This window comes from Streptomyces subrutilus, from assembly GCF_001746425.1.
Classification (GTDB): domain Bacteria; phylum Actinomycetota; class Actinomycetes; order Streptomycetales; family Streptomycetaceae; genus Streptomyces; species Streptomyces subrutilus_A.
In genome coordinates this window covers 5410664-5433268 of the sequence record NZ_MEHK01000001.1, presented here as the reverse complement: position 1 = coordinate 5433268, position 22605 = coordinate 5410664, and the positions used below count along the sequence as shown (strand labels likewise).

The window sequence follows — 22605 nt, the reverse complement described above, 5'->3', positions numbered from 1 at the left end:
TTGGCACGACTGAATCACCTCACGAGGCTCCTGAACGACGGAGACGGGCTCTGCCGGGGGCTCGTGAAGCAGCCACCAGCATATGCGATGTCGGGAGCCTCGGCGGACCCGGGGACCACAACTTCTGGGCGGCTGCGCTCATCCAACCACTAGATCTTGGGTTGCGGTGGATTTACCCCGCTCCGCGTGTCGCAGCGCCCGGCAGGCGGATTCGAGGCCTTTCGGTGCCACACTGGGCCCGGACCCGGAGGGCCGTGATCCGACCGGGAAGGGTACCGTAAGCAGCGGTTGCCGGGCCGAACCCGCGTTCGGCCAACCGATCGCCCATACACCTCTCGATTTGCCCGCGCGGGACGATCTGCGATTTTTCACTCGAACGTGTGTTTGGCGCAACCTTTCGAAAGCAACTACCGTTGTCCAGCTAGGGAGAACATTTCGAGAGGGGCCGACGTGACCACGACCGCAGACAGTGCCGCCATCACTGCCCAGAACCGCTCCCAGAGCCGACTTGAGCCGGTGCATGCCATGAACGACGCAAACCTGAACCCGGAGGCGGAGCCCGTACGCCCCGCACGCTCGCTGCCAGGTCGACCTCCAGGCATCCGCGCCGACAGCTCCGGACTCACGGACCGGCAGCGGCGGGTCATCGAGGTCATTCGCGACTCCGTGCAGCGGCGGGGTTACCCGCCGTCGATGCGGGAGATCGGCCAGGCGGTCGGCCTGTCCAGCACGTCGTCCGTCGCCCACCAGCTGATGGCCCTGGAGCGGAAGGGCTTCCTGCGCCGCGACCCGCACCGCCCCCGGGCGTACGAGGTGCGCGGCTCCGACCAGCCCAGCTCGCAGCAGACGGACACCACCGGCAAGCCCGCCGCCTCCTACGTTCCCCTGGTCGGCCGGATCGCGGCCGGTGGCCCGATCCTCGCCGAGGAGTCGGTCGAGGACGTGTTCCCGCTCCCCCGCCAGCTCGTGGGCGACGGCGAGCTCTTCGTCCTCAAGGTCGTCGGCGACTCGATGATCGAGGCGGCCATCTGTGACGGCGACTGGGTCACGGTCCGTCGCCAGCCGGTCGCGGAGAACGGCGACATCGTCGCCGCGATGCTGGACGGCGAAGCCACCGTCAAGCGCTTCAAGCGCGAGGACGGCCATGTCTGGCTCCTCCCGCACAACTCCGCCTACCAGCCGATCCCCGGCGACGAGGCGACCATCCTCGGCAAGGTCGTCGCCGTACTGCGACGGGTCTGACCCCGCCGCCTCCGTCCAGCCCCCGGGATCCACTGCGCCGGTCCCGGGGGTTGCCCTTTGCCCCGAGAACTACTTCCCGTCGGCCTGCGCGGACGCGTCGATGGCCGCCAGGGAGCGGCGGGCCTGGTTCCGGTCCGTGGTGTACCAGAAGTCCGGCAGCGTGGCCCGCAGGAAGCTCCCGTACCGGGCCGTGGCCAGGCGCGGATCCAGGACCGCGACGACACCCCGGTCGCCCATCGCCCGTACGAGACGACCGGCGCCCTGGGCCATCAGCAGCGCGGCATGCGTGGCCGCCACGGCCATGAACCCGTTGCCGCCGTGCTCCTCCACCGACTTCTGCCGGGCGCTCATCAGCGGGTCGTCGGGGCGCGGGAACGGAATCCTGTCCATCACCACCAGCTGGCAGCTGGGGCCGGGCACGTCCACGCCCTGCCACAGCGACAGCGTCCCGAACAGGCAGGTCTTCGGATCGGCGGCGAAGGCCTTGATCAGCTCGCCGAGCGTCTCCTCGCCCTGGAGCAGGATCGGGTTGTCGAGCCGGCCGCGCAGCTCCTCGGCGGCCGCCTTGGCACCGCGCATGGAGGAGAAGAGTCCGAGGGTGCGGCCGCCGGCGGCCTCGATCAGCTCCGCGAGCTCGTCCATCATGTCGCCGCGGGTGCCTTCGCGGCCCGGGGTGGCCAGGTGCTTGGCGACATAGAGGATGCCCTGCTTCGGGTAGTCGAAGGGCGAACCGACATCCAGGCCCTTCCAGACCGGCGTGTCGTCTCCCTCCACCCCCTCCGGTGACAGGCCCATGGAGGCCGCGACGCCGTTGAAGTCACCGCCGAGTTTGAGGGTGGCCGAGGTCAGGACCACGGAGCGGTCCTCGAAGAGCTTCTCGCGCAGCAGGCCCGACACCGACAGGGGGGCGACCCGCAGCGTGGCGCCGAAGCGGTCGTGGCGTTCGTACCAGACGACGTCGTACTCGGAACGGTTGCAGATCCGCTCGGCCACCCCGTGGATGCTCTCGACCGCGGCGAGGGCCTGCTTGCGGACGGCGTCCTCGTCGTGGACGGACTTGTCGCGGGTCGCGCCGATCGCCGAGATCACGTTGCGCGCGGCGTCGCGCAACGCCATCACGGCGTAGCCGAGGTCCTCGGGGATCTCCTCCAGCCGGCCGGGGAGCGCCAGCTCCATGACCCGCTCGAAGGACTCCGAGGCGGTCTGCAGGGAATCGGCCGCCTTCTCGTCGACCAGCTTGGCCGCGCGCTTCACCGCCCGGTTGACCTGCCCGGGGGTGAGCTCGCCGGTGGCCACCCCGGTCACCCGGGAGACCAGCTCGTGGGCCTCGTCCACGATCAGTACCTCGTGCTGCGGAAGCACCGGCGCGCCCTCGATGGCGTCGATGGCGAGCAGCGCGTGGTTGGTGACCACCACGTCCGCGAGCTTGGCGCGCTCGCGGGCCGCCTCGGCGAAGCACTCGGCCCCGTAGGCGCACTTCGTCGCGCCCAGGCACTCGCGCGAGGACACGGAGATCTGCGACCAGGCCTTGTCCGAGACGCCCGGCGTGAGGTCGTCGCGGTCGCCGGTCTCCGTCTCGTCCGCCCAGTCGCGCAGGCGCAGCAGGTCCTTGCCGAGCTTGCTGGTGGGGGTGGCCGCCTCGAACTGGTCGAAGAGGCCCTCCTCCTCGTCCTGCGGAGCACCCTCGTGCAGGCGGTGCAGGCACAGGTAGTTGGAACGGCCCTTGAGCATGGCGAACTGCGGGCGGCGGCGCAGCTGCGGATGCAGTGCCTCCACCGTCCGGGGCAGGTCGCGCTCCACGAGCTGCCGCTGGAGCGCGAGCGTCGCCGTGGCCACGACCACGCGCTCGCCGTGGGCGAGCGCCGGCACCAGGTAGCCGAGGGACTTGCCGGTGCCGGTACCGGCCTGGATGAGCCGGTGGGAGTTGTCGTCGATCGCTTCGGCGACGGCTTCGGCCATGGCCACCTGGCCGGGGCGCTCCGTACCGCCGACGGCGGAGACGGCGGCGTGCAGCAGGTCGGGGAGGGAGGGCTTCGTCATAGCACTGCCAACCCTACGGGGCGCCACCGACAGCGACCGCACCGGCGAGGATTCATGGCCGGTACAAGGGGTTGGGGACGGTGCCGTGCCGCACGGCGCGCGGGCGGGCGGGTCGGTCGCGGTAGCCGTCTTCGTAGAGCCGGTTCCGGTTCAGGCAGAGCCGTACGATGCGCTCCCCGAGCAGGTCGAAGAGCTCGTAGCGGTCCTTCAGCTCGGGGAACCGGGCCTGGTGGCGGAGGATCTCCGCCCGTACGAGCGACCAGAACTCGCTCTCCGGGACCCCTAGGCGGTCCTCGCACAGGGCCGCGAGGTAGCGGAAGACGCCGACGAAGAGCCCGGAGTGGATGAACTGGGGCAGGAAGTCGGCGGGCTCGGCGAGCAGCACCGCCCGGGCCTCGTCGGGCAGGGAGGCCAGCTCGGGCAGCGGTTCGGCGGCGATGTTGACGTCGTCCACGAAGTCCTTGACCGCGAGCCGGACCGGCACGTCGTGCTCGTCGAAGATCACGATGGCGTTCTCCCCGTGCGGGGAGAAGACGGTGCCGTAGCGGTAGAGGAAGCGCAGGAGCGGGGGCAGCAGGGCGGCGAAGAGGCGCCGCAGCCAGGCGGCGGGGGCCAGTCCGGACCGGGCGACGAGCTCGGCGGTGAAGGACCTGCCGCGAGGGTCGGTGTGCAGGAGGGAGGCGAGGGTGCGGGCGCGCTCGCCGGGTGCGAGGCGCCCGGTCAGGGGTTCGCGCCAGATCGCGCCGAGGAGCTCCTTGTACTGGTAGGGGACCTCGGGGAGCGCGTCGTAGACGGGGTGCCGGACGGTCACGGAGGCGACCTCGCCCAGCAGGATGACCCCGCATTCCTCGCGGAGGAAGGGGTCGGCGTCGCGGAGGGAGTGGATCCACGCGGTGACGGCGGGGGCGGCGAGGGTGCGGTCGCTGGGCAGCCCGCGCCAGACCATGGTGTTGAAGACGGAGAGCGGGACCTTGACGCTGTGCCGGTCGGGGCGCGTGAGGTTGAGGAAGGTACGGATCGACTGCTGGGGCAGCCGCACGTCGGGGTCGGCGGGGAGGGGTACGAGGGCGCCGGAGGCGAGGGCGGGGGCGAAGAGCGGGAGGACCACCTCGTCCCACTGCCAGGGGTGGACCGGCAGGTAGAGGTAGTGGAACGGATCCAGGCCGCGGTCGCGCAGGGCCTGGTCGAAGCCGGCGCGGGTGACGGGGTCGAGCTCGGCGGAGTAGAGGCGGGCGGGCTCTTCCAGGCCGGCGGTGCCGCGGTAGGCGGCGAGCGAGGTGTGGGCGGCGAGCCAGGGCAGCCGCTGAGGGGTCCGGGCCTCCGGCGCCCAGGCGGCCACGTCGGCGGAGGAGAGGCCGATGCGGCCCTTGTTGAGGACGAGCCAGGGATGTCCGGTCTGGTGGCCTTCGAGGTGCGCGTAGTCGAGGTCGGCCAGGACGTCGGCGGTGAGCGCGGTGTGGTCGATCCGGGCGTCGGCGGCGAGGGTGGCGCTGAGCTCGCGGACGAGGTGGCCGAGGGTGGCTCCGTCGAGACCGAGCAGCGAACGGGAGCGGACGAGGAAGGCGTACGGGTCCCCGAAGGCGGTCGGGGGCTGTGTGGAGGGCGCCGGCGGGGTGAGGGTGAAGGTGTCGGGGTTGACCTGCCAGCTGTCGTAGGAGCGGCGGCGGGCCCGGAAGCCGAGGAGGCTGCCGTCGTCCAGGGACAGGGTCCACGCGTCTTCGGCGGCGGCCGGGGCGGGAACGGGGCTGACGATTTCTTCGTAGGCGAACTCGGCGAGCATCTTGGCGAGCATGCGGCGGGCGGCACGGTCCCAGGTCGCGGCGGTCAGCTCGGGCGGCGTGCAGGGGTGTTGGGGCGACGGGGGCAGCGGGGATTCAGCGGAGTCGGGGGCTGCGGGGAAATTCGGCACGGGACTCCTCGGAGATCGGGAACTTTGCTGCGCGACGCAGAGTTTTCGAAGGGAGAGGTGCGAAGCGGCGATGACCGTCGGGCGCGTGGGGCGGCACTCAGAGGAGATTGCGCAGCGCCCGCTCCCGGACCATCAGGGCGGCGCGCTTGTCGGGTAGGTCGATTTCGGTGTGGCAGCGGAAACCAGAGCTCAGGAAGGCCGAGACGGAGGGGGTGTTGCGGATGTCCGGTTCCGCGATGACGCGTGTGCAGCGGGGGCGGTTGTCGAGCACCAGGTCGGCGACGGCGCGCAGCAGGGCGGTGCCCAGACCGCGGCCGCGGTTCGTGCCGTCTCCGATGAGCAGGTGGATACCCGTGTCGTGGGGGCGCGCCGGGTAGTGGCGGGCGAGCGGGTCGAGGTCGGCCCGGTAGATCTCCCAGTAGCTCATCGGTGTGCCGTCGAGGAGGCCGAGGCAGGGGATGCTGCGGCCGTCGTCGTCGAGTTGGGCCCGCAGGTGGGCGGCGGTGACCTCGGGGGGACCGGCGAGTTCCCAGTAGGCGGCCACTTCGGGGTCGTTCATCCAGCCGGTGAGGAGCTCGAGGTCGCGTCCCGGTCGTACGGGTTCGAGGTGGAAGGCTCCGGCGGCGGTGCGGGTGCTGCCCCAGGCGGCCGGGGAGTCGAGGAGGTCGGCTTCGGCGAGGAGGGGCAGCAGCCCGGCGGGGAGCCGCAGTTCGATGGTGTCGTCGAGGGCGCGGCCGGTGCCGGTGGCGTGGGTGGTGGAGCCGGCGGAAGCGGCGGGGGCGTCGGTGGTGGGCATGGGGCTCTTCCCCGCGTCGGTTCCGACGCGTCAATCGTGGAGGGGGTTGGTGATGGTGACGTAGACGGACTGGGTGTCCACGGGTCCGACGAGTTCGTCGAGTCCGCCCAGGCGGGTGAGCAGGTTCGCCTTGCAGCGCAGGGTGGGTGAGTCGAGCAGCTTCGCGGGGAGCGGGCCTAGGCCCGCGGCCTTGCCGAGGAAACGGCGGAAGGCGGCGAGGAGCACGCGTTCGTCGGCGAGCCGCTGGGATCCGAAGGCGCCGATCAGGCCGAGCACGTTGTTGATGCCGAGGTAGTAGGCGAAGCGTTCGTCGGTGACCGCGTCGGAGACGAAGGTGTCGCTGAGGCCGCCGATTCCGGGGAGCCGGCGCTCCAGTTCCGTGCGGTGGGACTCGCGGAAGTAGTAGCCCTGGTTGTCGCGGTAGCGGCCGCCGACCGGCCAGCCGGCCGGGTCGAGGAGGACCAGGGTGTTCTGCTGGTGCGATTCGAGGGCGATGCCGGCGAGCGCGTCGAAGGCGAGGACCGGCAGGACCACGTGGTCGAGGTAGCGCAGGAACCACTCGGCGGCGACGGCGGAGGTGGTGTGTCCGGTGGTGGCGGCGAGGGCGCAGACGATCTCGGAGAGCCGGGAGCTCATGGTGGTCCGGCCGGGCCAGGGGCGGGGAGAGGTGAGCGCGGCGATGCAGACGGCGTCGTCGCCCGAGCGGAAGGGGTTGTGGCGCAGCAGGACGTCGAGTCCGGGGACGGGGGCGCCGTCCGGGAGGTCGACGGCGACCCAGGCGGGGTCGCGGACGATGTCGAAGCCGGGGTGGGCCGCCTGCCACTGCTCGGCGAGGCCGGTGCGGAGCAGACGGTGCACCTCGACACCGCGGTGGAGCTCCTTACGGAGGTTCTCGCGGCGGGAGTTGGTGATGCGCAGGCCCAGCGAGAGCTTGAGCATCGCGGGTGAACCGGGTCGGTGGACGGTGCGGACGGAGGAGGTGGGGTACCAGGGGGCCCCGTGGGCGCCGAGATCGTGCAGGAGTCCGGCGTCGCGGAGGGCGGCGACGGCGGGACGCTGGAGCAGGTCGCGGGCCTGCCAGGGGTGGAGGGGAAGGGGGGTGGCGCCGTCGGGGAGCGGGAGTCCGGGAGCCAGTCGGCCCAGGAGCCGGGGGGCGGAGACGGGGCGGCCCCGCTCGGTCCAGGCGGATTCGGTGGCGAGCGCGGAGGGCTCGATGGCGAACCAGTGCAGGGGGAAGGAGCCGTGGAGTTCGGGTGAGTAGCCGCGTACTTCGGCTTCGGAGAGTCCTTCGCGGCTCTTCGGGTCCGGCTGGAGGGGGTGACCGAGGAGGAGGGACTGTTCGGCGGTCAGGAAGCGGTCCACGCCGATCGGGGCGGGGGCGGCCGGGCGGGCGCGCCGATCGGCGATGAACTCCGCGGTGCGGCGGACCGAATCGGCGACCCGGCCGACGAGGTCGGCGCTGCCGCGGCCCGCGCCGGTGTGCGCGTCCGTGCCGGGGCCCGGGATGGTGGCGCTCGGGGTCGCGCCCTCGCGGGCGAGGAGGGCGGCCACGGTGACGGCGTCAAGGGCGCGGGCGGCGGCCGGGGCGCCGGCCAGCCGTGCCGGGCCGAAGCGGTGCCATCCGGTGGCGGACCAGTACCGGACGGGGACGAGCAGGGCCGTTCCGGATGCGGGGAGCGGGATGCGCAGCGGGGCTCCGGCGGGGCCGTCGGGCCGCCGGATCGCGGCTTCTCGGATCCAGCAGCGGAGGAGGTTCTCCACCGCCGCGGCTTCGGCGGCGACGGCCGGGTCCGGGTGATCCAGCGGATCGGGCCCGCCGCTTGGCCGCGCTCCGGCGGGGACCGCCCACCCGGTTCGGGGCCTTGGCGTGCCGTCCTTCTGCCGCGGCACGGTGGCCGCCGCCCCGACCCCCGCCGCGGCAGCCTGCGGCCACGACGCTCCCCCAGCGGCGGCCGGCACCCCCGCCTGCGGCGCCTCCGCCGGTCCGCCGGGCGCGGGCGGTACGGGCGGGGCCGTCGGGGACGCGGGGGGCTGGGGGCTGGGGCCGGTAGCGGGAGCGGGCTGGGCCTGGGGCTGGACCTGGGCTGCACCCGAGGCCGAGCCCTGGGCCTGGGCCTGGGCCGAAGCCTGAGCCTGGGCCTGGGCGGGGTGAGCCTCGGCCGGGCTGGGGCCGTGCCCCAGAGCCGGGGCCGGGGCCGGGACCGGGACCGGAGCCGGGGTCGGGGTCGGGGTCGGGGTCGGGGTCGGGGTCGGGCTATCGGAGGGGCCTTGGCCTGGGGGCTGGGTTTGCTCGGGCCCTGGGGAAGGGGGCTGTCCGTGTGGCGGGTTCTGGGGTGGGGGTTCTGGGTGGGGGTGGTTGGGGGGTGGGGTGGGCTGGTGGGGATCGGGCATCGGGGGTCCTCGGGGTGCGGGTCAGGGGGTCCGGCGGGCGGCGGACGGGATGGCGTCGGCCAGGCGGTCGAGGACCGCCGCGGCCTGCTCGTCGGTCAGGGTCAGTGGGGGAAGCAGGCGGACGACGGTGTTGTGGCGGCCGCCGAGTTCGACGATCAGGCCGCGGTCCAGGCACTCCTGGCGGACGGCCGCGGCGAGGGCCGGCGCGGCGGACCCGGTGTCGGGGTCGACGAGTTCGACGCCGATCATCAGGCCGCGGCCCCGTACGTCCCCGATGCACGGGTGGGCGGCGGCCAGGCCGCGCAGGGCCGTCAGCATCCGCTCGCCCAGGGCGGCGGCACGCTCGGCGAGGCGGTTCTCGCGGACGAAGGCGAGCGTGGCGGTGCCGGCGGCCATGGCGAGCTGGTTGCCGCGGAAGGTGCCCGCGTGAGCGCCCGGGGCCCACACGTCCAGGCCCGCTCGGTAGACGATCACCGCGAGCGGCAGGCTGCCCCCGATGGCCTTGGACAGGACCATCACGTCGGGCACCACCCCGGCGTGGTCGACGCCCCAGAAGGCACCGGTCCGGCCGACCCCCGTCTGCACCTCGTCCGCGATCAGCGGGATCCCCCGGGCCGCGGTGATCTCCCGCATCCGGCGCAGCCAGGCGTCGGGGGCCGGGATGACCCCGCCCTCGCCCTGCACCGGTTCGAGGATCATCCCGGCGGGCGCGGGCACCCCGCCCTTGGGGTCGTCCAGCAGGTTCTCGGTCCAGCGGGCCCCGAGCTCGGCTCCCTCGGCGCCGCCGACTCCGAAGGGGCAGCGGTGGTCCTGCGGGTACGGCAGCCGGGTCACCCGTACGTCCTGGGCGCCGCCCGAGGCGTCCAGGGCTCCGGCGGTCATCCCGTGATAGGCCCCGGTGAAGGCGAGCAGCCCGCAGCGGCCGGTCGCCGTACGGACCAGTTTGAGGGCGGCCTCCACGGCGTCCGTGCCGGCCGGTCCGCAGAACTGGATCCGGGCGTCGGCGGCCAGTTCGGGCGGCAGGTTGGCGAACAGCTCGGAGGTGAAGGCGTCCTTGACCGGGGTGGCGAGGTCGAGCACGTGCAACGGGGCCCCGGAGTCCAACACTCCGCGGATGGCCTGGAGGACGACCGGGTGGTTGTGCCCGAGGGCGAGGGTCCCGGCCCCGGAGAGGCAGTCGAGGTAACGGCGGCCGTCCGCGCCTTCGATGGTCAGCCCGCGGGCCCGGACGGGGACGATGGGCAGCGAGCGCGCGTACGTCCGGGCGGCGGACTCCCGCTGCGCCTGCCTGCGGAGGATGCCGTCGGCGAAGGCCGGGGCGCCGCCTCCCGGCAACCGGCTCCCCTGCACCGGTACCTGGGTCTGGGTCTGCGGAGGAGATGCCTGCGCAGTAGACCCCTGCGGAGGAGATTCCTGCGGCAGTGTCGGTGTCTGTGCGGCGGCCGCGGCCGCCGTCGGCTCGGTCAAAGCCACGAGTGTCGGTCCTCCCGCACGGAGTGCTCCTTCCGGATTGCGCCTCGAACACGAGCGCTGCCCGCCCATCCCCCGTACGTCCCAACGACGCCGACGGCGACGGATCACGGGTGGCTCCAAGATCCTTGCCCGCGGGGCGAGGGAGGGCGGGGAGGGGCGGGGGAACCGCGGCCCCGGGCTGTGCCGTCCCCAACCTCGGCGGCATAGTGGGGGGCTGCACTCCATGCCTCGAATCCACCAGGGGGACGAACGACATGCGACCGAACCGACCGGTCACCGCGATCCTGTGCGCGGCCGCGCTCGCGCTGACCGCCGCCTGCGGGCCCGGCGACGGGGAGGCCGGCGGCGACGCCAAGCCGACCGTGGCGGCGAGCCTCCCGGGCACGGACGGGATCAAGATCCCGGACCAGCTCAAGGACAAGCTCAAGGAGCACGGCATCGACCTGGAGAAGTGGAAGGGGGGTGCGTGGAAGAACTGGAAGAAGGAGGACTGGCTCCGCGAGGCGGGCGACTACGTCAACCCGATCATCGAGGACCTGTGGGACCCGGACCGCATGCGTGGCGCGGAGCAGCCGAAGCAGCCGGCCGTCGACCCGGACGCGGGCAAGGACCAGGGCGTCACCGACCCGACCCCGGCGCCGGTGGCGGCCAAGGCGGCGAAGCCGCCCTACCACCAGAGCGTTCCGGAGGCCGGCAAGGTCTTCTTCGACGGGCCCGAGGGCTCGATGGTCTGCTCGGCGACCGTGGTCAAGGACCCGGCGCACCCCGGCAAGTCCAACCTGGTCTGGACGGCGGGCCACTGCGTGCACGCGGGCAAGTCCGGCGGCTGGTACCGCAACATCGCCTTCGTCCCGTCGTACAACAACGCGGGCAAGCCCGCGGCGCAGCTCAAGGGCGCACCCCGCGAGCAGGTGGCTCCGTACGGCGTCTGGTGGAGCGACTGGGCGCAGACCTCCGACCAGTGGATCGCGAACGGCGGTCCGACCGGCGGCGCGGGTGCCCCGTACGACTTCGCGGTGCTGCACGTGACCCCGGAGAAGGGCAGCGGCAAGTCCCTGGAGGAGACGGTTGGTTCGGCGCTCCCGGTGGAGTTCGCCGCTCCCTCGGTGCCGAAGGTCGCGAGCATCACGGCCACCGGCTACCCGGCGGCCGCGCCGTTCGACGGGCAGAAGGCCTACCAGTGCGCGGACAAGCCGGGCCGGCTGTCGCTGACGGCCAACGAGCCGGTGATGTACCGCATCGGCTGCACCATGACGGGTGGCTCCTCCGGCGGCGGCTGGGTCGCGGCGGGCGCGGACGGCAAGCCGGCGCTGGTGTCGAACACCTCGATCGGCCCGGCCAAGGCGGGCTGGCTGGCCGGACCCCGGCTGGGTCCGGAGGCGAAGGGCATCTTCGACGCGGTGAGCGGCAAGTTCAAGTAGCCGCGATTTGAAGTAGCGCCAGTTCAGACCTGGAACGACCGGGGCCCCCTGCGTCGCAGGGGGCCCCGGTCGTTCACTCGCGTGCGTGCGTCACCGCTTGGCGAGCGCGTACGGAGCGAGGTCCGCCGCCAGCTCCTGGTGGACCTGCACCTTGATCAGGGTGCCCTCGGGGGTGTGCTCCTCGGAGAGCACCTCGCCCTCGGCGTGCGCCTTGGCTACGAGCGAGCCCCGGGTGTACGGCACCAGGGCCTCCACCTCGACCTCGGGCCGCGGCAGCTCCGAGTCGATGAGCGCGAGGAGTTCCTCGATGCCCAGGCCCGTGCGCGCCGAGACGGCGATGGAGTGCCGTTCGATGCGCAGCAGCCGCTGGAGGACCAGCGGATCCGCGGCGTCCGCCTTGTTGATCACCACGATCTCGGGCACGTTCACCGCGCCGACCTCGCGGATGACCTCGCGGACCGCCGCCAGCTGCTCCTCCGGCGCCGGGTGCGAGCCGTCCACGATGTGCAGGATGAGGTCGGAGTCGCCGACCTCCTCCATCGTGGAGCGGAACGCCTCGACGAGGTGGTGGGGCAGGTGCCGGACGAAGCCGACGGTGTCGGCCAGGGTGTAGACCCGGCCGCTCGGCGTCTCGGCCCGGCGCACGGTCGGGTCGAGGGTGGCGAACAGCGCGTTCTCCACCAGTACGCCCGCGCCCGTGAGGCGGTTGAGGAGCGAGGACTTTCCGGCGTTGGTGTAGCCGGCGATGGCGACCGAGGGGACCTTGTTGCGGCGCCGTTCCTGCCGCTTGATGTCGCGGCCGGTCTTCATCTCCGCGATCTCCCGGCGCATCTTCGCCATCTTCTCGCGGATCCGTCGCCGGTCCGTCTCGATCTTGGTCTCACCGGGGCCTCGGGTGGCCATGCCGCCACCGCCGCCGCCACCCATCTGCCGGGAAAGCGACGCACCCCAGCCGCGCAGGCGCGGAAGCATGTACTGCATCTGCGCGAGGGCGACCTGTGCCTTGCCCTCTCGGGACTTGGCGTGCTGGGCGAAGATGTCCAGGATGAGGGCGGTCCGGTCGACCACCTTCACCTTGACGACGTCTTCGAGGGCGATGAGCTGGCCGGGGCTGAGCTCGCCGTCGCAGACGACGGTGTCGGCGCCGCTCTCCATGACGATGTCGCGCAGCTCCCGCGCCTTGCCGGAACCGATGAAGGTGGCCGGGTCCGGCTTGTCGCGGCGCTGGATCACACCGTCGAGTACGAGGGCGCCTGCCGTCTCGGCGAGGGCGGCGAGCTCCGCGAGGGAGTTCTCCGCGTCGTTCACCGTGCCGGAGGTCCAGACACCCACGAGGACGACACGCTCCAGGCGGAGCTGTCGGTACTCGACCTCGGTGACGTCTTCGAGCTCGGTGGAGAGGCCGGCCACACGGCGCAGGGCCGCGCGCTCGGAGCGTTCGAACTGCTCGCCGTCCCGGTTTCCGTCGATCTCGTGGCTCCAGGCGACGTCCTCTTCCATCAGGGCATCGGCCCGAAGGCTCTCGGTGAAGCTCGGCGCGTCGCGCACGTCCTGTGCGTCCCGCGCGTCCTGGGAAGGGGAAGAAGAGGAGGTCATTGGATCCTTACGTCGATTTGATTCGGATAGCTGACACCTTCAACGTGTCACACCGCTCCGGGATTCCCGAACGGCCCTGACGATGGTGACATGCCCGCTGCAGGCGGGTCACACGCTTTTCCCGCTCCATTCCGGGTGGCCGGGCATCGCCGGGGTCGTCTTCCCGTACAGCCACGGCTCCATGAAGGCCGTCAGGTCCCGCCCCGCCACCTGCGAGGCCAGGCGTACGAAGTCCTGCGTGCCGGCGACCCCGTCCTTGTGCTCCGCCACCCAGCGGCGCTCGAGGCGGTCGAAGGCCTGGGTGCCGATCTCCTGGCGCAGCGCGTAGAGGATCAGTGCGGCCCCGTCGTAGACCACCGGCCGGAACAGGCCGATCTTCTCGCCCGGCGCCGCCGCCTTCGGGGCGGCCGGGGGGCCGCCGGCGGCCCGCCACTGGTCGGAGCGCTGGTAGGCCTCGCGCATGCGCCGCTCCAGGGAGTACTTGCCGAGGCCGTCGGCGTACAGGGCCTCGTACCAGGTGGCGTGTCCCTCGTTGAGCCACAGGTCGGACCAGGTGCGGGGGGCGACGCTGTCGCCGAACCACTGGTGGGCGAGCTCGTGGACCATGACGGACTCCACGTACCACTCGGGGTAGCCGTCGCCCGAGAACAGGCTGTGCTCGAAGAGGGAGAGGGTCTGCGTCTCGAGCTCGAAGCCGGTGGTGGCGCGCGCGATCAGCACCCCGTAGTTCTCGAAGGGGTAGCGGCCGACGCGCTCCTCCATCCACGCGATGTGGCCGGCGGTCTTCCTCAGCCAGGGATCCAGCCTCTTGCGGTCACCGGCGGGCACCACGTCGCGCAGCGGCAGCCCGTGCGGTCCGGTGCCGTGGACGACCGCGGAGCGCCCGACCGAGACCTGGGCCAGTTCCGTGGCCATCGGGTGCAGGGTCCGGTACGTCCAGGTCTTCGATGAGCCCGCCCGCAGGGCCGCCGCGACGGGCACTCCGTTGGTGACGACCGTGAGCGCCTCGGGGGCCGTGACCCGGAAGGTGAAGAACGCCTTGTCGGCGGGGTGGTCGTTGCAGGGGAAGACCCGGTGGGCGGCGTCGGCCTGGTTGGCCATGGCCAGGCCGTCCTCGGTGGGCACCCAGCCGCCGTCCGCGCGTCCCCGCGGGACGCTGGTGTGCCGGACCGTGATGTGCAGCGGCACGTGCGCGGTGACCGGTCGGGCGGGCGTCAGGACGAGGTCCTCCCCCACGCTCTCGAACCGGGCGGGCTCGCCGTTGACCTCGGCGGACGCCACCTTGCCGTGGGTGAAGTCCAGGTTGATCCGCTCCAGCGGCTCCAGGGCGCGGGCGTCGATGACGGTGACGGCGTCGAGGGGGGTGCGGTTGTCCTTGTACGTGAAGGACAGGTCGTACGAGAGCACGTCGTACCCGGGGTTCCCGAGCTCGGGGAAGAGCCGGTCGCCGATGCCCAGCGGCGTCGGCGGGGGCAGTACGGCGGCGACGAGGGTGAGGGAGGCCGCGGCGAGCAGGGCGGCGCGCAGGCGCGGGGAGGTGAGCTGCATCCACCACCGCATACCAGCGTCTGCCACACGGCCGGGTACGGCGCGCGACGGGGCCACCCGAACGGGGTCCTGTGGCGGGGACGCGGGCTAGCCGCGGGCCGCACCCAGAGGTCCGGCCGGCTCCTCCGGTCCGGTCGGCCCGGTCGGCAGGTCTCGGCGGCCCCTAGACGCGGCTGACGTCGTACACGCCCGGTACGTTCCGCATGGCCCGCATCAGGGCGGGCAGGCCGGCCGCGTCGGGCAGCTGGAGGGTGTAGGAGTGCCGGACCCGCTGTTCCACGGGGGGTTCCACGGTCGCGGAGACCACCTCGACGCCCTCGCGGGCGATGGCCTCGGTCAGGTCGGCGAGCAGATGGGGGCGGCCGAAGGATTCGGCGAGCAGCGTGACCCGGCAGTCCGCCGTGGCCCGCCAGTGCACGGCGACGGAGGTACGGCCCACGGCCCGCATCCGGGCGACCGCGGCGCAGTGGGTGCGGTGCACGGTGACGGCCCCGCCCCGGACCACGAAGCCGGCGACCGCGTCCGGCGGCACCGGGGTGCAGCAGCCCGCGAGGCGCACGGGGGCGTTCGGCAGGTCGGCGACCGCGTTGGCCCCGCCGCCGCGCGCCCCGACCACCGACAGGGGCGCCCGGGCGGCCGTGGTGGTGGCCATCGCGCGGTCGGGATGGGCTTCGAGCCAGCTGCTGATGGCGATCCGGGCGGCCGGGGTCCGGGCGTGGTCCAGCCATTCGGCGGCGGGGCCCGAGGAGGCGTCCTGGGCGAGCAGGAGCTGCACGGTGTCGCCGTCGGACAGCGGGGAGGACAGGGAGGTGAGACGCCCGTTGACCCGGGCGCCGATACAGCCGTGGGCCGCCTCGCCGTGCTGCGCGTAGGCGGCGTCGATACAGCTGGCCCCGGCGGGCAGGCCCAGCGTCCCGCCGTCGGCCCGGAAGACGGTGATCTCCCGGTCCTGGGCGAGTTCGGCGCGCAGGACGCTCCAGAAGGTGTCGGGGTCGGGCGCGGACTGCTGCCAGTCGAGCAGCCGGGACAGCCAGCCGGGCCGCGTGGGGTCCACGCGCTCCTCGTACGGATCGGCGGCGGCCGGGACCCCCACGGCGTCGGCGGCCGCGGTGGAGGTGGTGGGCGCGGCCTTGGCGCACAGCGGGGGCGCGGCGGGCGCGGTGGCGTACGGGTTGCCGAGCGCGACCACGCCCGCCTCCGCGACGCGGTGCATCTGCCGGGTCCGCACGATGACCTCGGCCACGTGGCCGTCGGGGTTGGCGACGGCGGTGTGCAGCGACTGGTAGAGGTTGAACTTCGGGGTGGCGATGAAGTCCTTGAACTCCGAGACGACCGGGGTGAAGCAGGTGTGCAGCTCCCCCAGCACCGCGTAGCAGTCGGCGTTCTCGCCGACGAGGACGAGGATGCGGCCGAAGTCGGAGCCGCGCAGTTCGCCGCGTTTGAGGGCGATCCGGTGCACCGAGACGAAATGCCGCGGCCGGACCTGCACTTCGGCGGTGATCCCCGCCTCGCGCAGGACGGTCCGTACGGAGTCGGCGATGGCGGGCAGCGGGTCGCGCTCCCCCGCGTGGGCCGCGATGAGCGCGCGGGTGCGCTCGTACTCCTCGGGGTGCAGGATGGCGAAGACGAGGTCTTCCAGCTCGGTCTTGAGGGCCTGGACGCCGAGCCGTTCGGCGAGCGGGATGAGGACGTCGCGGGTGACCTTGGCGATGCGGGCCTGCTTCTCGGGGCGCATCACTCCGAGGGTGCGCATGTTGTGCAGCCGGTCGGCGAGTTTGATGGACATCACGCGGACGTCGTTGCCGGTGGCGACGAGCATCTTGCGGAAGGTCTCGGGTTCGGCGGCGGCGCCGTAGTCGATCTTCTCGACCTTGGTGACGCCGTCGACGATGAAGCGGACCTCGTCGCCGAACTCCTCGCCGACCTGATCGAGGGTCACGTCCGTGTCCTCGACGGTGTCGTGGAGGAGGGAGGCCGTCAACGTGGTGGTCTCGGCGCCGAGTTCGGCCAGGATCAGGGTGACGGCGAGCGGGTGGGTGATGTACGGCTCACCGCTCTTGCGCATCTGGCCGCGGTGCGAGGTCTCGGCGAGGAGGTAGGCGCGCCGCAGAACGGACAGATCGGCGTCCGGATGGTGGGCGCGGTGTGCCTCCGCGACGTGGCCGATGGCGTCCGGGAGGCGGTCGCGGGACGTCGGTCCGAGCAGGGCCGCGCGTCCGAGCCGGCGCAGATCGAGCCTGGTCCGGCCGCGTCTGCGGAGCTCAGGGCGCGCTTCGGGGTGTGCTTCGGGGTTCGTGGCCTCTGCACTCATGGGCACCTCCGGCGGCTTCGACCGGCGGTGGCGGGCATGGGGTGAGCCCTCAGGGCCGGTGCCTGATGTTACCGACCCCACCACGTGGCGCAGTCCACCTCTCGCCCAGCGTGAAATGGATCACCCATTAGAGGGAAGCTTCAGCCGAAAGCCGTTTCGGTGAGCCAGGCTGCCTCGAACTCGCCCGCGGCCACGATCACGGCCGGTCCGGTCATGTCGATCCGCCCGTCGGGGTGCTCGGTGATGACCAGGGTCCCGCCGGGGAGGTCGACGGTGTAGGTGACCGGTTCGCCGGTGGCGGCCGGGTCCAGGCCGTCGCGGCGGATGGCGGCCACGGCGACGGCGCAGGCGCCGGTGCCGCAGGACCGGGTCTCGCCGGAGCCCCGCTCGTGCACGCGCATGGCGACGTGGCGGGGGCCTCGGTCGACGACGAACTCGACGTTGACGCCGGTCGGGTAGGCGGACGCGGGGCTGAACGGGGGGGCGGTGTAGAGGGTTCCGGCGTCGTCGAGGCTGTCGACGAAGGCCACGGCGTGCGGGTTGCCCATGCTGACGTTGCGCGCGGGCCAGCTGCGCTCGCCGACGGAGACGGTGACCTCGCCCTCGGGGAGTACGGCCCGGCCCATCGCGACGGTCACGTCGCCGCTCTTGTCGAGGTGGACGTGCTTGACGCCGCCCCGGGTGGCGATCGCGTGGTCGCCGGGCTCGACGTGGCCGGCGTGCTGGAGGTAGCGGGCGAAGACGCGCACGCCGTTGCCGCACATCTCGGCGACGGAGCCGTCGCTGTTGCGGTAGTCCATGAACCACTCCGCCTCGCCGGCCAGGTGCGCGGCGTCGGGGTGGGCGGCGGACCGGACCACGTGCAGGACGCCGTCGCCGCCGAGGCCCGCCCGCCGGTCGCACAGCTTCGCGACGGCGGAAGCGGACAGCTCGATGGCGTTGTCCGGGTCCGGAATGATCACGAAGTCGTTCTCGGTGCCGTGGCCCTTGAGGAAGGAGAGGCTGTTGTGCGTCACCCGCCCATGGTACCGATCCGCTGGTCACGGGCGGTCAGCGGAGCCGCGCCACCCGGTACACGGCGAGGGCTACGAGGGCCAGCGCGGCCACGGCGTACAGCCCGGCCACGCGCCAGTCGGGCCGGCGGCCGCTGCCCCGGGCCGGGAGCCCGGGCCACGTGTAGCCGACGCGGCGGGCGGCCATCATGCCCCAGCCGCCGGCGCAGCAGCTGATCAGGAAGCCGAGCATGGCGACCACGGCTCCGCCGTCGCCGAACTCGAAGGCGAGCGGGAAGGCGAACATCAGCGAACCGGCGGCGCCGAGCATGACGATGGGGGCGATCTGCCACAGGCGCAGGCGGCGCTGCGGGCGCAGTTCGACCTCGAACTCGGGCCCGCCCACCTCGACGTCCGGGGTGTCCGGCGCGTCGGGGCCGTCGGGCGTCAGCCCCGCCGGGTCGGCGGGCAGCCCGAGCCCGGCGACTTCGGACCCCGTCCCGGTTCCGCTTCCGTTCCCGATTCCGCGCCCGTTGCCGTGCTCGTCCAGCCGGTCGAGAAGCTTCGGGTCCGCTTCCCGCCGGGTGTTGTCCTGCCCGGTGTCACGAGGGCCGGCCTCCATCGCCACGCGCCCTCCCCACTCGGACCCAGTACGCCGCCATGCAGTGGCGGTGACCGCACCGCCAAGAGTTTGATGATGGCACGCCGCCGACCCCCCGACGGGCGCCCGGGGCGTCCCGATGCCATCACGTGATCAGGCTGTGACCGCTCGTTCGACCAACGTCTGCGCGATCCGGGGGAGTTCCCCCCGGTCGGCGGCCGCCCCGCTGAGCCAGTGCACCCGCGGGTCGCGGCGGAACCACGAGTCCTGCCGCCGGGCGAACCGCTTGGTGGCGCGCACGGTCTCGGCCCTCGCCTCGTCCTCGGTGCACTCCCCGGCGAGCGCGGTGAGCACCTGCTGGTAGCCCAGCGCCCTGGAGGCGGTGATTCCGTCGCGCAGTCCGCGGGCCTCGAGGGCGCGGACCTCGTCCACCAGCCCGTCCTCCCACATCCGGTCCACCCGCAGCGCGATCCGCTCGTCGAGCTCCGGCCGGGCCACGTCCACGCCGATCTGCACGGTGTCGTAGACGGACTCGTGGCCGGGCAGGTTGGCGGTGAAGGGGCGGCCGGTGATCTCGATGACCTCCAGGGCACGGACGATCCTGCGGCCGTTGCTGGGCAGGATCGCCTGGGCGGCGGCCGGGTCGGACGCGGCGAGGCGGGCGTGCAGGGCGCCGGGGCCGCGCAGGGTGAGCTCCCCCTCCAGCCGGGCGCGGACCTCGGGATCGGTGCCGGGGAACTCCATCGCGTCCAGGGCGCCGCGCACGTACAGGCCGGATCCGCCGACGAGGACGGGCGTACGGCCCTGCGCGAGGAGCTTGTCGATCTCGATGCGGGCCAGGCGCTGGTACTCGGCGACGTTGGCGGTCTCGGTGACGTCCCAGATGTCGAGGAGGTGGTGGGGGATCCCGCCCCGTTCCTCGGTCGTCAGCTTGGCGGTGCCGATGTCCATCCCCCGGTACAGCTGCATGGAGTCGGCGTTGACGACTTCCCCGTCGAAATGGCGGGCCAGGGCGACGCCCAGATCGGACTTTCCGGCCGCGGTGGGTCCGACGACGGCGATGACCCGCGGGGCGGGGGCTGCTTTCCTCACCGCCCCAGTCTCGCAGCCCCCGGTCAAGACACGGTCATGTACCCGATCGGGTGAGGTGACGGGGTGGGGGCGGGTTCGTTGCCCTGGCGAGGTTCCGGCCGGAGTGCGCCGTGCGGGGCACGTCCGGCAGGCCGGTCCGGCCAGGGCGGAACTTCACTCACACGCGTAGCGTTATGGGAGTAGACATGGGCGTTTTTAATCGGTTTTTCCGTCGTAAGGACGAGGTTGCGACCGAGGAGGTCGCGGCCGAGGCCGTGACGGCGGAGTCCGGTACGGCCGACGAGGCCGAGGCCGAGCCGGCGGTTGCGGAGGCTCCGGCGGCGGAAGCCGTGGAGATCCCGAAGCAGCAGTCGGCCGAGGTGGCCGTGGACAGCGAAGCCGCCGAGGGCGCCCGTACGTAGCGACCGCCAACGGAAGGTGACCCATGGGCCTGCTGGACAATCTGAAGGCCAAGCTCGCTCCGGCGAAGGAGAAGGTCGGCGACCTCGCCCAGAAGAACGAGGGCAGGATCGCCGAGGGCCTGGACAAGGTGGCGAAGGCCGTGGACTCCAAGACCCACGGCAAGTACAGCGACCGGATCACGAGCGGCAAGGGCAAGGCGCAGGACGCCCTGGGCAAGATCGCGCACAAGGACGCCGGCGGGCCGACTCCGCCCGGCGGGCCGACTCCGCCCGGCGGGCCGACCACCCCTGGGGGGCCGACCACGCCGCCGACGGCGCCGACCCCGCCGCCCGGTGGTCCGACGCCGCCGCCCGCTTCCTGACGCGGTGACGGAAGAGGGGCGCGGGACCGGCTGATGCCGGTCCCGCGCCCCTCCGCCGTTCCCGCGCCCCTCCGCCGTTCCCGCGCCCCTCCGCCGTTCCGGAGCGCGGTCCCGCCTAGGACCAGGCCGCGACGAAGTACCCGACCCCGTACGGCGCGTCCTCGTACAGCAGTCGGCCGTCGAGCCCCGCGCCCTCGGCGGCGCCCGCCAGGACCTGCCAGGGGGCCCGTCCGGCGGCCAGGAGTTCGGCCGCGAGCTCGGCGTCGAGGGCGGCGAGCGCGGCCGCGTCGGCGGCGCCCAGCGCCCGGGCGGCGGCCGCGTCGAAGGCGGCGGCGCGCTCGTCGAGGTAGCCGGGGGCCTTCAGCGTCCGGCAGGCGCTGCCGTCGCCCATCACGAGCAGGGCGACGCGGGCCTCGCGCGCGGCGAGCTCCCGGCCCGTTTCCAGGCACCGCCCGGCGTCCAGCCGCTGCGCGACCCCGAGCCCCTCGACGGGGGCCGCGCCCCAGCGGGCACGGCGCAGCAGCCAGGCGCCCACGGCGAGCGAGGGGGGCAGCAGGCGCGGCCCCTCCTCCCCCTCGCCGAGGTGTACGTCGGCCTCGACGCCGAATCCGCGGAAGGAGCCGCGGGCACCCTGCGGGTAGGGGCCGAGGTGGTCCTGGTCGGCGGCTCCGACCACGACGAGCAGGTCGGGCCGGGAGGCGGCGAGCACCGCGACGGCGTCGGAGCAGGCGGTGCGGGCGTCGCCGAGTTCGGCGGCGGCCCCCGCGGCGACCTCCGGCACGAGCAGCGGCGGGGCGGGACAGACGGCAGCGGCTACGAGCATGATCCGCAGCCTAGCCGCCGCCCGCGGCCGGCGGTCAGTCGATCGCGCAGCCCGAGGTGGCGGCCGGCAGCGGGGCCGGGACACCCAGGGTCGGGATGCCGAGCATCACACCGGCGGGCTGGGCCGGGGCGGCGTTGCGCTTCTCCCAGGCGTCGCCGGCGCGGGTGCGGCGCACGGTCAGGGTCGGGCCCTCGGCCAGCAGGTGGTGCGGGGCGGCGTAGGTGATGTCCACGGTGACCACGTCGCCCGGCCTGACCTCCGCCTCCGGCTTCGTGAAGTGGACCAGGCGGTTGTCGGCGGCGCGGCCCGACAGGCGGTGGGTGGCGCCGTCCTTGCGGCCCTCGCCCTCCGCGACCATGACCTCCAGCGTGCGGCCGACCTGCTTCTTGTTCTCCTCCCAGGAGATCTCCTCCTGGAGGGCGACCAGGCGCATGTAGCGGTCCTGGACGACCTCCTTGGGGATCTGCCCGTCCATGTCGGCGGCGGGGGTGCCGGGCCGCTTGGAGTACTGGAAGGTGAAGGCACTCGCGAAGCGGGCCTCGCGCACCACGTGCATCGTCTGCTGGAAGTCCTCCTCGGTCTCGCCGGGGAAGCCCACGATGATGTCGGTGGAGATCGCCGCGTGCGGGATCGCGGCGCGGACCTTCTCGATGATCCCGAGGAAGCGCTCCTGCCGGTACGACCGGCGCATCGCCTTGAGGATCGGATCCGAGCCGGACTGCAGCGGCATGTGCAGCTGCGGCATCACGTTCGGGGTCTCGGCCATCGCCGCGATCACGTCGTCCGTGAAGTCGCGCGGGTGCGGGGAGGTGAAGCGGACCCGCTCCAGGCCCTCGATCTGCCCGCAGGCGCGCAGCAGCTTGCTGAACGCCTCGCGGTCGCCCAGGTCGGAGCCGTAGGCGTTGACGTTCTGGCCGAGCAGGGTGATCTCGGAGACGCCCTCGGCGACCAGGGCCTCGACCTCGGCGAGGATGTCGCCGGGACGGCGGTCCTCCTCCTTGCCGCGCAGCGCCGGGACGATGCAGAAGGTGCAGGTGTTGTTGCAGCCGACGGAGATCGACACCCAGGCCGCGTACGCGGACTCGCGGCGGGTCGGCAGCGTGGAGGGGAACGCCTCCAGCGACTCGGCGATCTCGACCTGCGCCTCCTCCTGGACGCGGGCGCGCTCCAGCAGCACGGGGAGCTTGCCGATGTTGTGCGTGCCGAAGACGACGTCGACCCAGGGGGCCCGCTTGACGATGGTGTCGCGGTCCTTCTGGGCGAGGCAGCCGCCGACGGCGATCTGCATGCCGGGCCGCTTGGTCTTCATCGGGGCCAGCCGGCCTAGGTTGCCGTACAGCTTGTTGTCGGCGTTCTCGCGGACCGCGCAGGTGTTGAAGACCACCACGTCGGCGTCGCCGTCGGAGCCCTCGGGCGCCCGGACGTAGCCGGCGCCCTCGAGCAGACCGGAGAGCCGCTCGGAGTCGTGCACGTTCATCTGGCACCCGTAGGTGCGCACCTCGTATGTTCCCTTGACGTCCACTGCCGTGCTCCGGTCGCTGCTGCTGGTCATGGAACAAGGGTAGGCGGTGCCCGGAGGCCCTCCGGCCGCCCGGGGCGGCGGCCCG

The 22605-nt window shown here is 73.0% G+C and carries 18 protein-coding genes; 5 read left to right on the top strand and 13 right to left on the bottom strand.

Features of this window, described 5'->3' with window-relative positions; genetic code table 11:
* Positions 1 to 450: 450 nt before the first annotated feature.
* Positions 451 to 1242, top strand: a complete 792-nt coding sequence (gene lexA, locus BGK67_RS25535; RefSeq protein WP_069922265.1) for a transcriptional repressor LexA — start codon at positions 451 to 453, stop codon at positions 1240 to 1242.
* 69 nt (positions 1243 to 1311) lie between these two features.
* Here the strand turns inward: lexA and BGK67_RS25530 are convergent, their stop codons facing one another.
* From BGK67_RS25530 to BGK67_RS25515, 4 genes are all read right to left on the bottom strand, one after another.
* Entirely contained in the window at positions 1312 to 3282 is a 1971-nt protein-coding gene (locus tag BGK67_RS25530; RefSeq protein ID WP_069922264.1) for an ATP-dependent DNA helicase, read from the bottom strand.
* 52 nt (positions 3283 to 3334) lie between these two features.
* Positions 3335 to 5191, bottom strand: coding sequence for an IucA/IucC family protein (locus BGK67_RS25525; protein ID WP_069922263.1), 1857 nt, complete (start codon positions 5189 to 5191; stop codon positions 3335 to 3337).
* Positions 5192 to 5288: 97 nt separating this feature from the next.
* Positions 5289 to 5987 carry a GNAT family N-acetyltransferase gene (locus BGK67_RS25520; protein ID WP_069922262.1) on the bottom strand — a complete coding sequence of 233 codons (699 nt, stop codon included), beginning with the start codon at positions 5985 to 5987 and terminating at the stop codon, positions 5289 to 5291.
* 30 nt (positions 5988 to 6017) lie between these two features.
* The gene (locus tag BGK67_RS25515; protein ID WP_244291306.1) at positions 6018 to 7946 is read right to left on the bottom strand and encodes an IucA/IucC family protein; all 1929 of its coding nucleotides are present in this window, start codon (positions 7944 to 7946) and stop codon (positions 6018 to 6020) included.
* Between BGK67_RS25515 and BGK67_RS40135 the strand changes: the two genes are divergently transcribed.
* Positions 7855 to 8118: a hypothetical protein gene (locus BGK67_RS40135; RefSeq protein ID WP_069922261.1), complete on the top strand. Its 264-nt coding sequence runs from the start codon at positions 7855 to 7857 to the stop codon at positions 8116 to 8118. The two genes, BGK67_RS25515 and BGK67_RS40135, sit on opposite strands and share 92 nt — an antisense overlap.
* A gap of 281 nt (positions 8119 to 8399) precedes the next feature.
* Here BGK67_RS40135 and BGK67_RS25505 read toward each other — a convergent pair whose 3' ends face one another.
* Positions 8400 to 9851, bottom strand: coding sequence for a diaminobutyrate--2-oxoglutarate transaminase family protein (locus BGK67_RS25505; protein ID WP_432215480.1), 1452 nt, complete (start codon positions 9849 to 9851; stop codon positions 8400 to 8402).
* Positions 9852 to 10105: 254 nt separating this feature from the next.
* Between BGK67_RS25505 and BGK67_RS25500 the strand changes: the two genes are divergently transcribed.
* Positions 10106 to 11272, top strand: coding sequence for a trypsin-like serine peptidase (locus BGK67_RS25500; protein WP_069922259.1), 1167 nt, complete (start codon positions 10106 to 10108; stop codon positions 11270 to 11272).
* 90 nt (positions 11273 to 11362) lie between these two features.
* Here the strand turns inward: BGK67_RS25500 and hflX are convergent, their stop codons facing one another.
* The 6 genes from hflX to miaA form a co-directional block, all read right to left on the bottom strand.
* Complete coding sequence (gene hflX, locus BGK67_RS25495; protein WP_069922258.1) at positions 11363 to 12868, bottom strand: GTPase HflX; 1506 nt, start codon at positions 12866 to 12868, stop codon at positions 11363 to 11365.
* Between the two features lie 108 nt (positions 12869 to 12976).
* Positions 12977 to 14416, bottom strand: a complete 1440-nt coding sequence (locus BGK67_RS25490) for a M1 family metallopeptidase (RefSeq protein WP_069922257.1) — start codon at positions 14414 to 14416, stop codon at positions 12977 to 12979.
* A 163-nt stretch (positions 14417 to 14579) separates the two neighbouring features.
* Positions 14580 to 16727, bottom strand: coding sequence for a RelA/SpoT family protein (locus BGK67_RS25485; protein WP_069922256.1), 2148 nt, complete (start codon positions 16725 to 16727; stop codon positions 14580 to 14582).
* Positions 16728 to 16867: 140 nt separating this feature from the next.
* The gene (gene dapF, locus BGK67_RS25480) at positions 16868 to 17743 is read right to left on the bottom strand and encodes a diaminopimelate epimerase (RefSeq protein ID WP_069922255.1); all 876 of its coding nucleotides are present in this window, start codon (positions 17741 to 17743) and stop codon (positions 16868 to 16870) included.
* A gap of 34 nt (positions 17744 to 17777) precedes the next feature.
* Positions 17778 to 18341: a hypothetical protein gene (locus BGK67_RS25475; RefSeq protein ID WP_107488853.1), complete on the bottom strand. Its 564-nt coding sequence runs from the start codon at positions 18339 to 18341 to the stop codon at positions 17778 to 17780.
* Between the two features lie 132 nt (positions 18342 to 18473).
* Positions 18474 to 19412, bottom strand: a complete 939-nt coding sequence (gene miaA, locus BGK67_RS25470) for a tRNA (adenosine(37)-N6)-dimethylallyltransferase MiaA (protein WP_069922254.1) — start codon at positions 19410 to 19412, stop codon at positions 18474 to 18476.
* Between the two features lie 185 nt (positions 19413 to 19597).
* Here miaA and BGK67_RS25465 point away from each other — a divergent pair, with 185 nt between their 5' ends.
* Together BGK67_RS25465 and BGK67_RS25460 are read left to right on the top strand one after the other, a co-directional pair.
* On the top strand, positions 19598 to 19813 hold the full coding sequence (locus BGK67_RS25465) for a hypothetical protein (RefSeq protein ID WP_069924101.1): 216 nt from the start codon (positions 19598 to 19600) through the stop codon (positions 19811 to 19813).
* A gap of 23 nt (positions 19814 to 19836) precedes the next feature.
* Positions 19837 to 20175: an antitoxin gene (locus tag BGK67_RS25460; protein WP_069922253.1), complete on the top strand. Its 339-nt coding sequence runs from the start codon at positions 19837 to 19839 to the stop codon at positions 20173 to 20175.
* Between the two features lie 115 nt (positions 20176 to 20290).
* On the opposite strand, the gene BGK67_RS25455 is transcribed toward BGK67_RS25460, so the two are convergent.
* The gene (locus tag BGK67_RS25455; RefSeq protein WP_069922252.1) at positions 20291 to 20998 is read right to left on the bottom strand and encodes a class III extradiol ring-cleavage dioxygenase family protein; all 708 of its coding nucleotides are present in this window, start codon (positions 20996 to 20998) and stop codon (positions 20291 to 20293) included.
* Between the two features lie 34 nt (positions 20999 to 21032).
* On the bottom strand, positions 21033 to 22550 hold the full coding sequence (miaB, locus tag BGK67_RS25450) for a tRNA (N6-isopentenyl adenosine(37)-C2)-methylthiotransferase MiaB (protein WP_069922251.1): 1518 nt from the start codon (positions 22548 to 22550) through the stop codon (positions 21033 to 21035).
* Positions 22551 to 22605 lie beyond the last annotated feature (55 nt).

Excerpts from the sequence above, each read along its gene's own strand:
- BGK67_RS25530 (WP_069922264.1), bottom strand. The coding sequence starts at position 3,282 with ATGACGAAGCCCTCCCTCCCCGACCTGCTGCACGCCGCCGTCTCCGCC.
- BGK67_RS25520 (WP_069922262.1), bottom strand. The coding sequence starts at position 5,987 with ATGCCCACCACCGACGCCCCCGCCGCTTCCGCCGGCTCCACCACCCAC.
- BGK67_RS25500 (WP_069922259.1), top strand. The coding sequence starts at position 10,106 with ATGCGACCGAACCGACCGGTCACCGCGATCCTGTGCGCGGCCGCGCTC.
- hflX (WP_069922258.1), bottom strand. The coding sequence starts at position 12,868 with ATGACCTCCTCTTCTTCCCCTTCCCAGGACGCGCGGGACGCACAGGAC.
- BGK67_RS25490 (WP_069922257.1), bottom strand. The coding sequence starts at position 14,416 with ATGCAGCTCACCTCCCCGCGCCTGCGCGCCGCCCTGCTCGCCGCGGCC.
- BGK67_RS25485 (WP_069922256.1), bottom strand. The coding sequence starts at position 16,727 with ATGAGTGCAGAGGCCACGAACCCCGAAGCACACCCCGAAGCGCGCCCT.
- BGK67_RS25475 (WP_107488853.1), bottom strand. The coding sequence starts at position 18,341 with ATGGAGGCCGGCCCTCGTGACACCGGGCAGGACAACACCCGGCGGGAA.
- BGK67_RS25465 (WP_069924101.1), top strand. The coding sequence starts at position 19,598 with ATGGGCGTTTTTAATCGGTTTTTCCGTCGTAAGGACGAGGTTGCGACC.
- BGK67_RS25460 (WP_069922253.1), top strand. The coding sequence starts at position 19,837 with ATGGGCCTGCTGGACAATCTGAAGGCCAAGCTCGCTCCGGCGAAGGAG.
- BGK67_RS25455 (WP_069922252.1), bottom strand. The coding sequence starts at position 20,998 with ATGCTCGTAGCCGCTGCCGTCTGTCCCGCCCCGCCGCTGCTCGTGCCG.
- miaB (WP_069922251.1), bottom strand. The coding sequence starts at position 22,550 with ATGACCAGCAGCAGCGACCGGAGCACGGCAGTGGACGTCAAGGGAACA.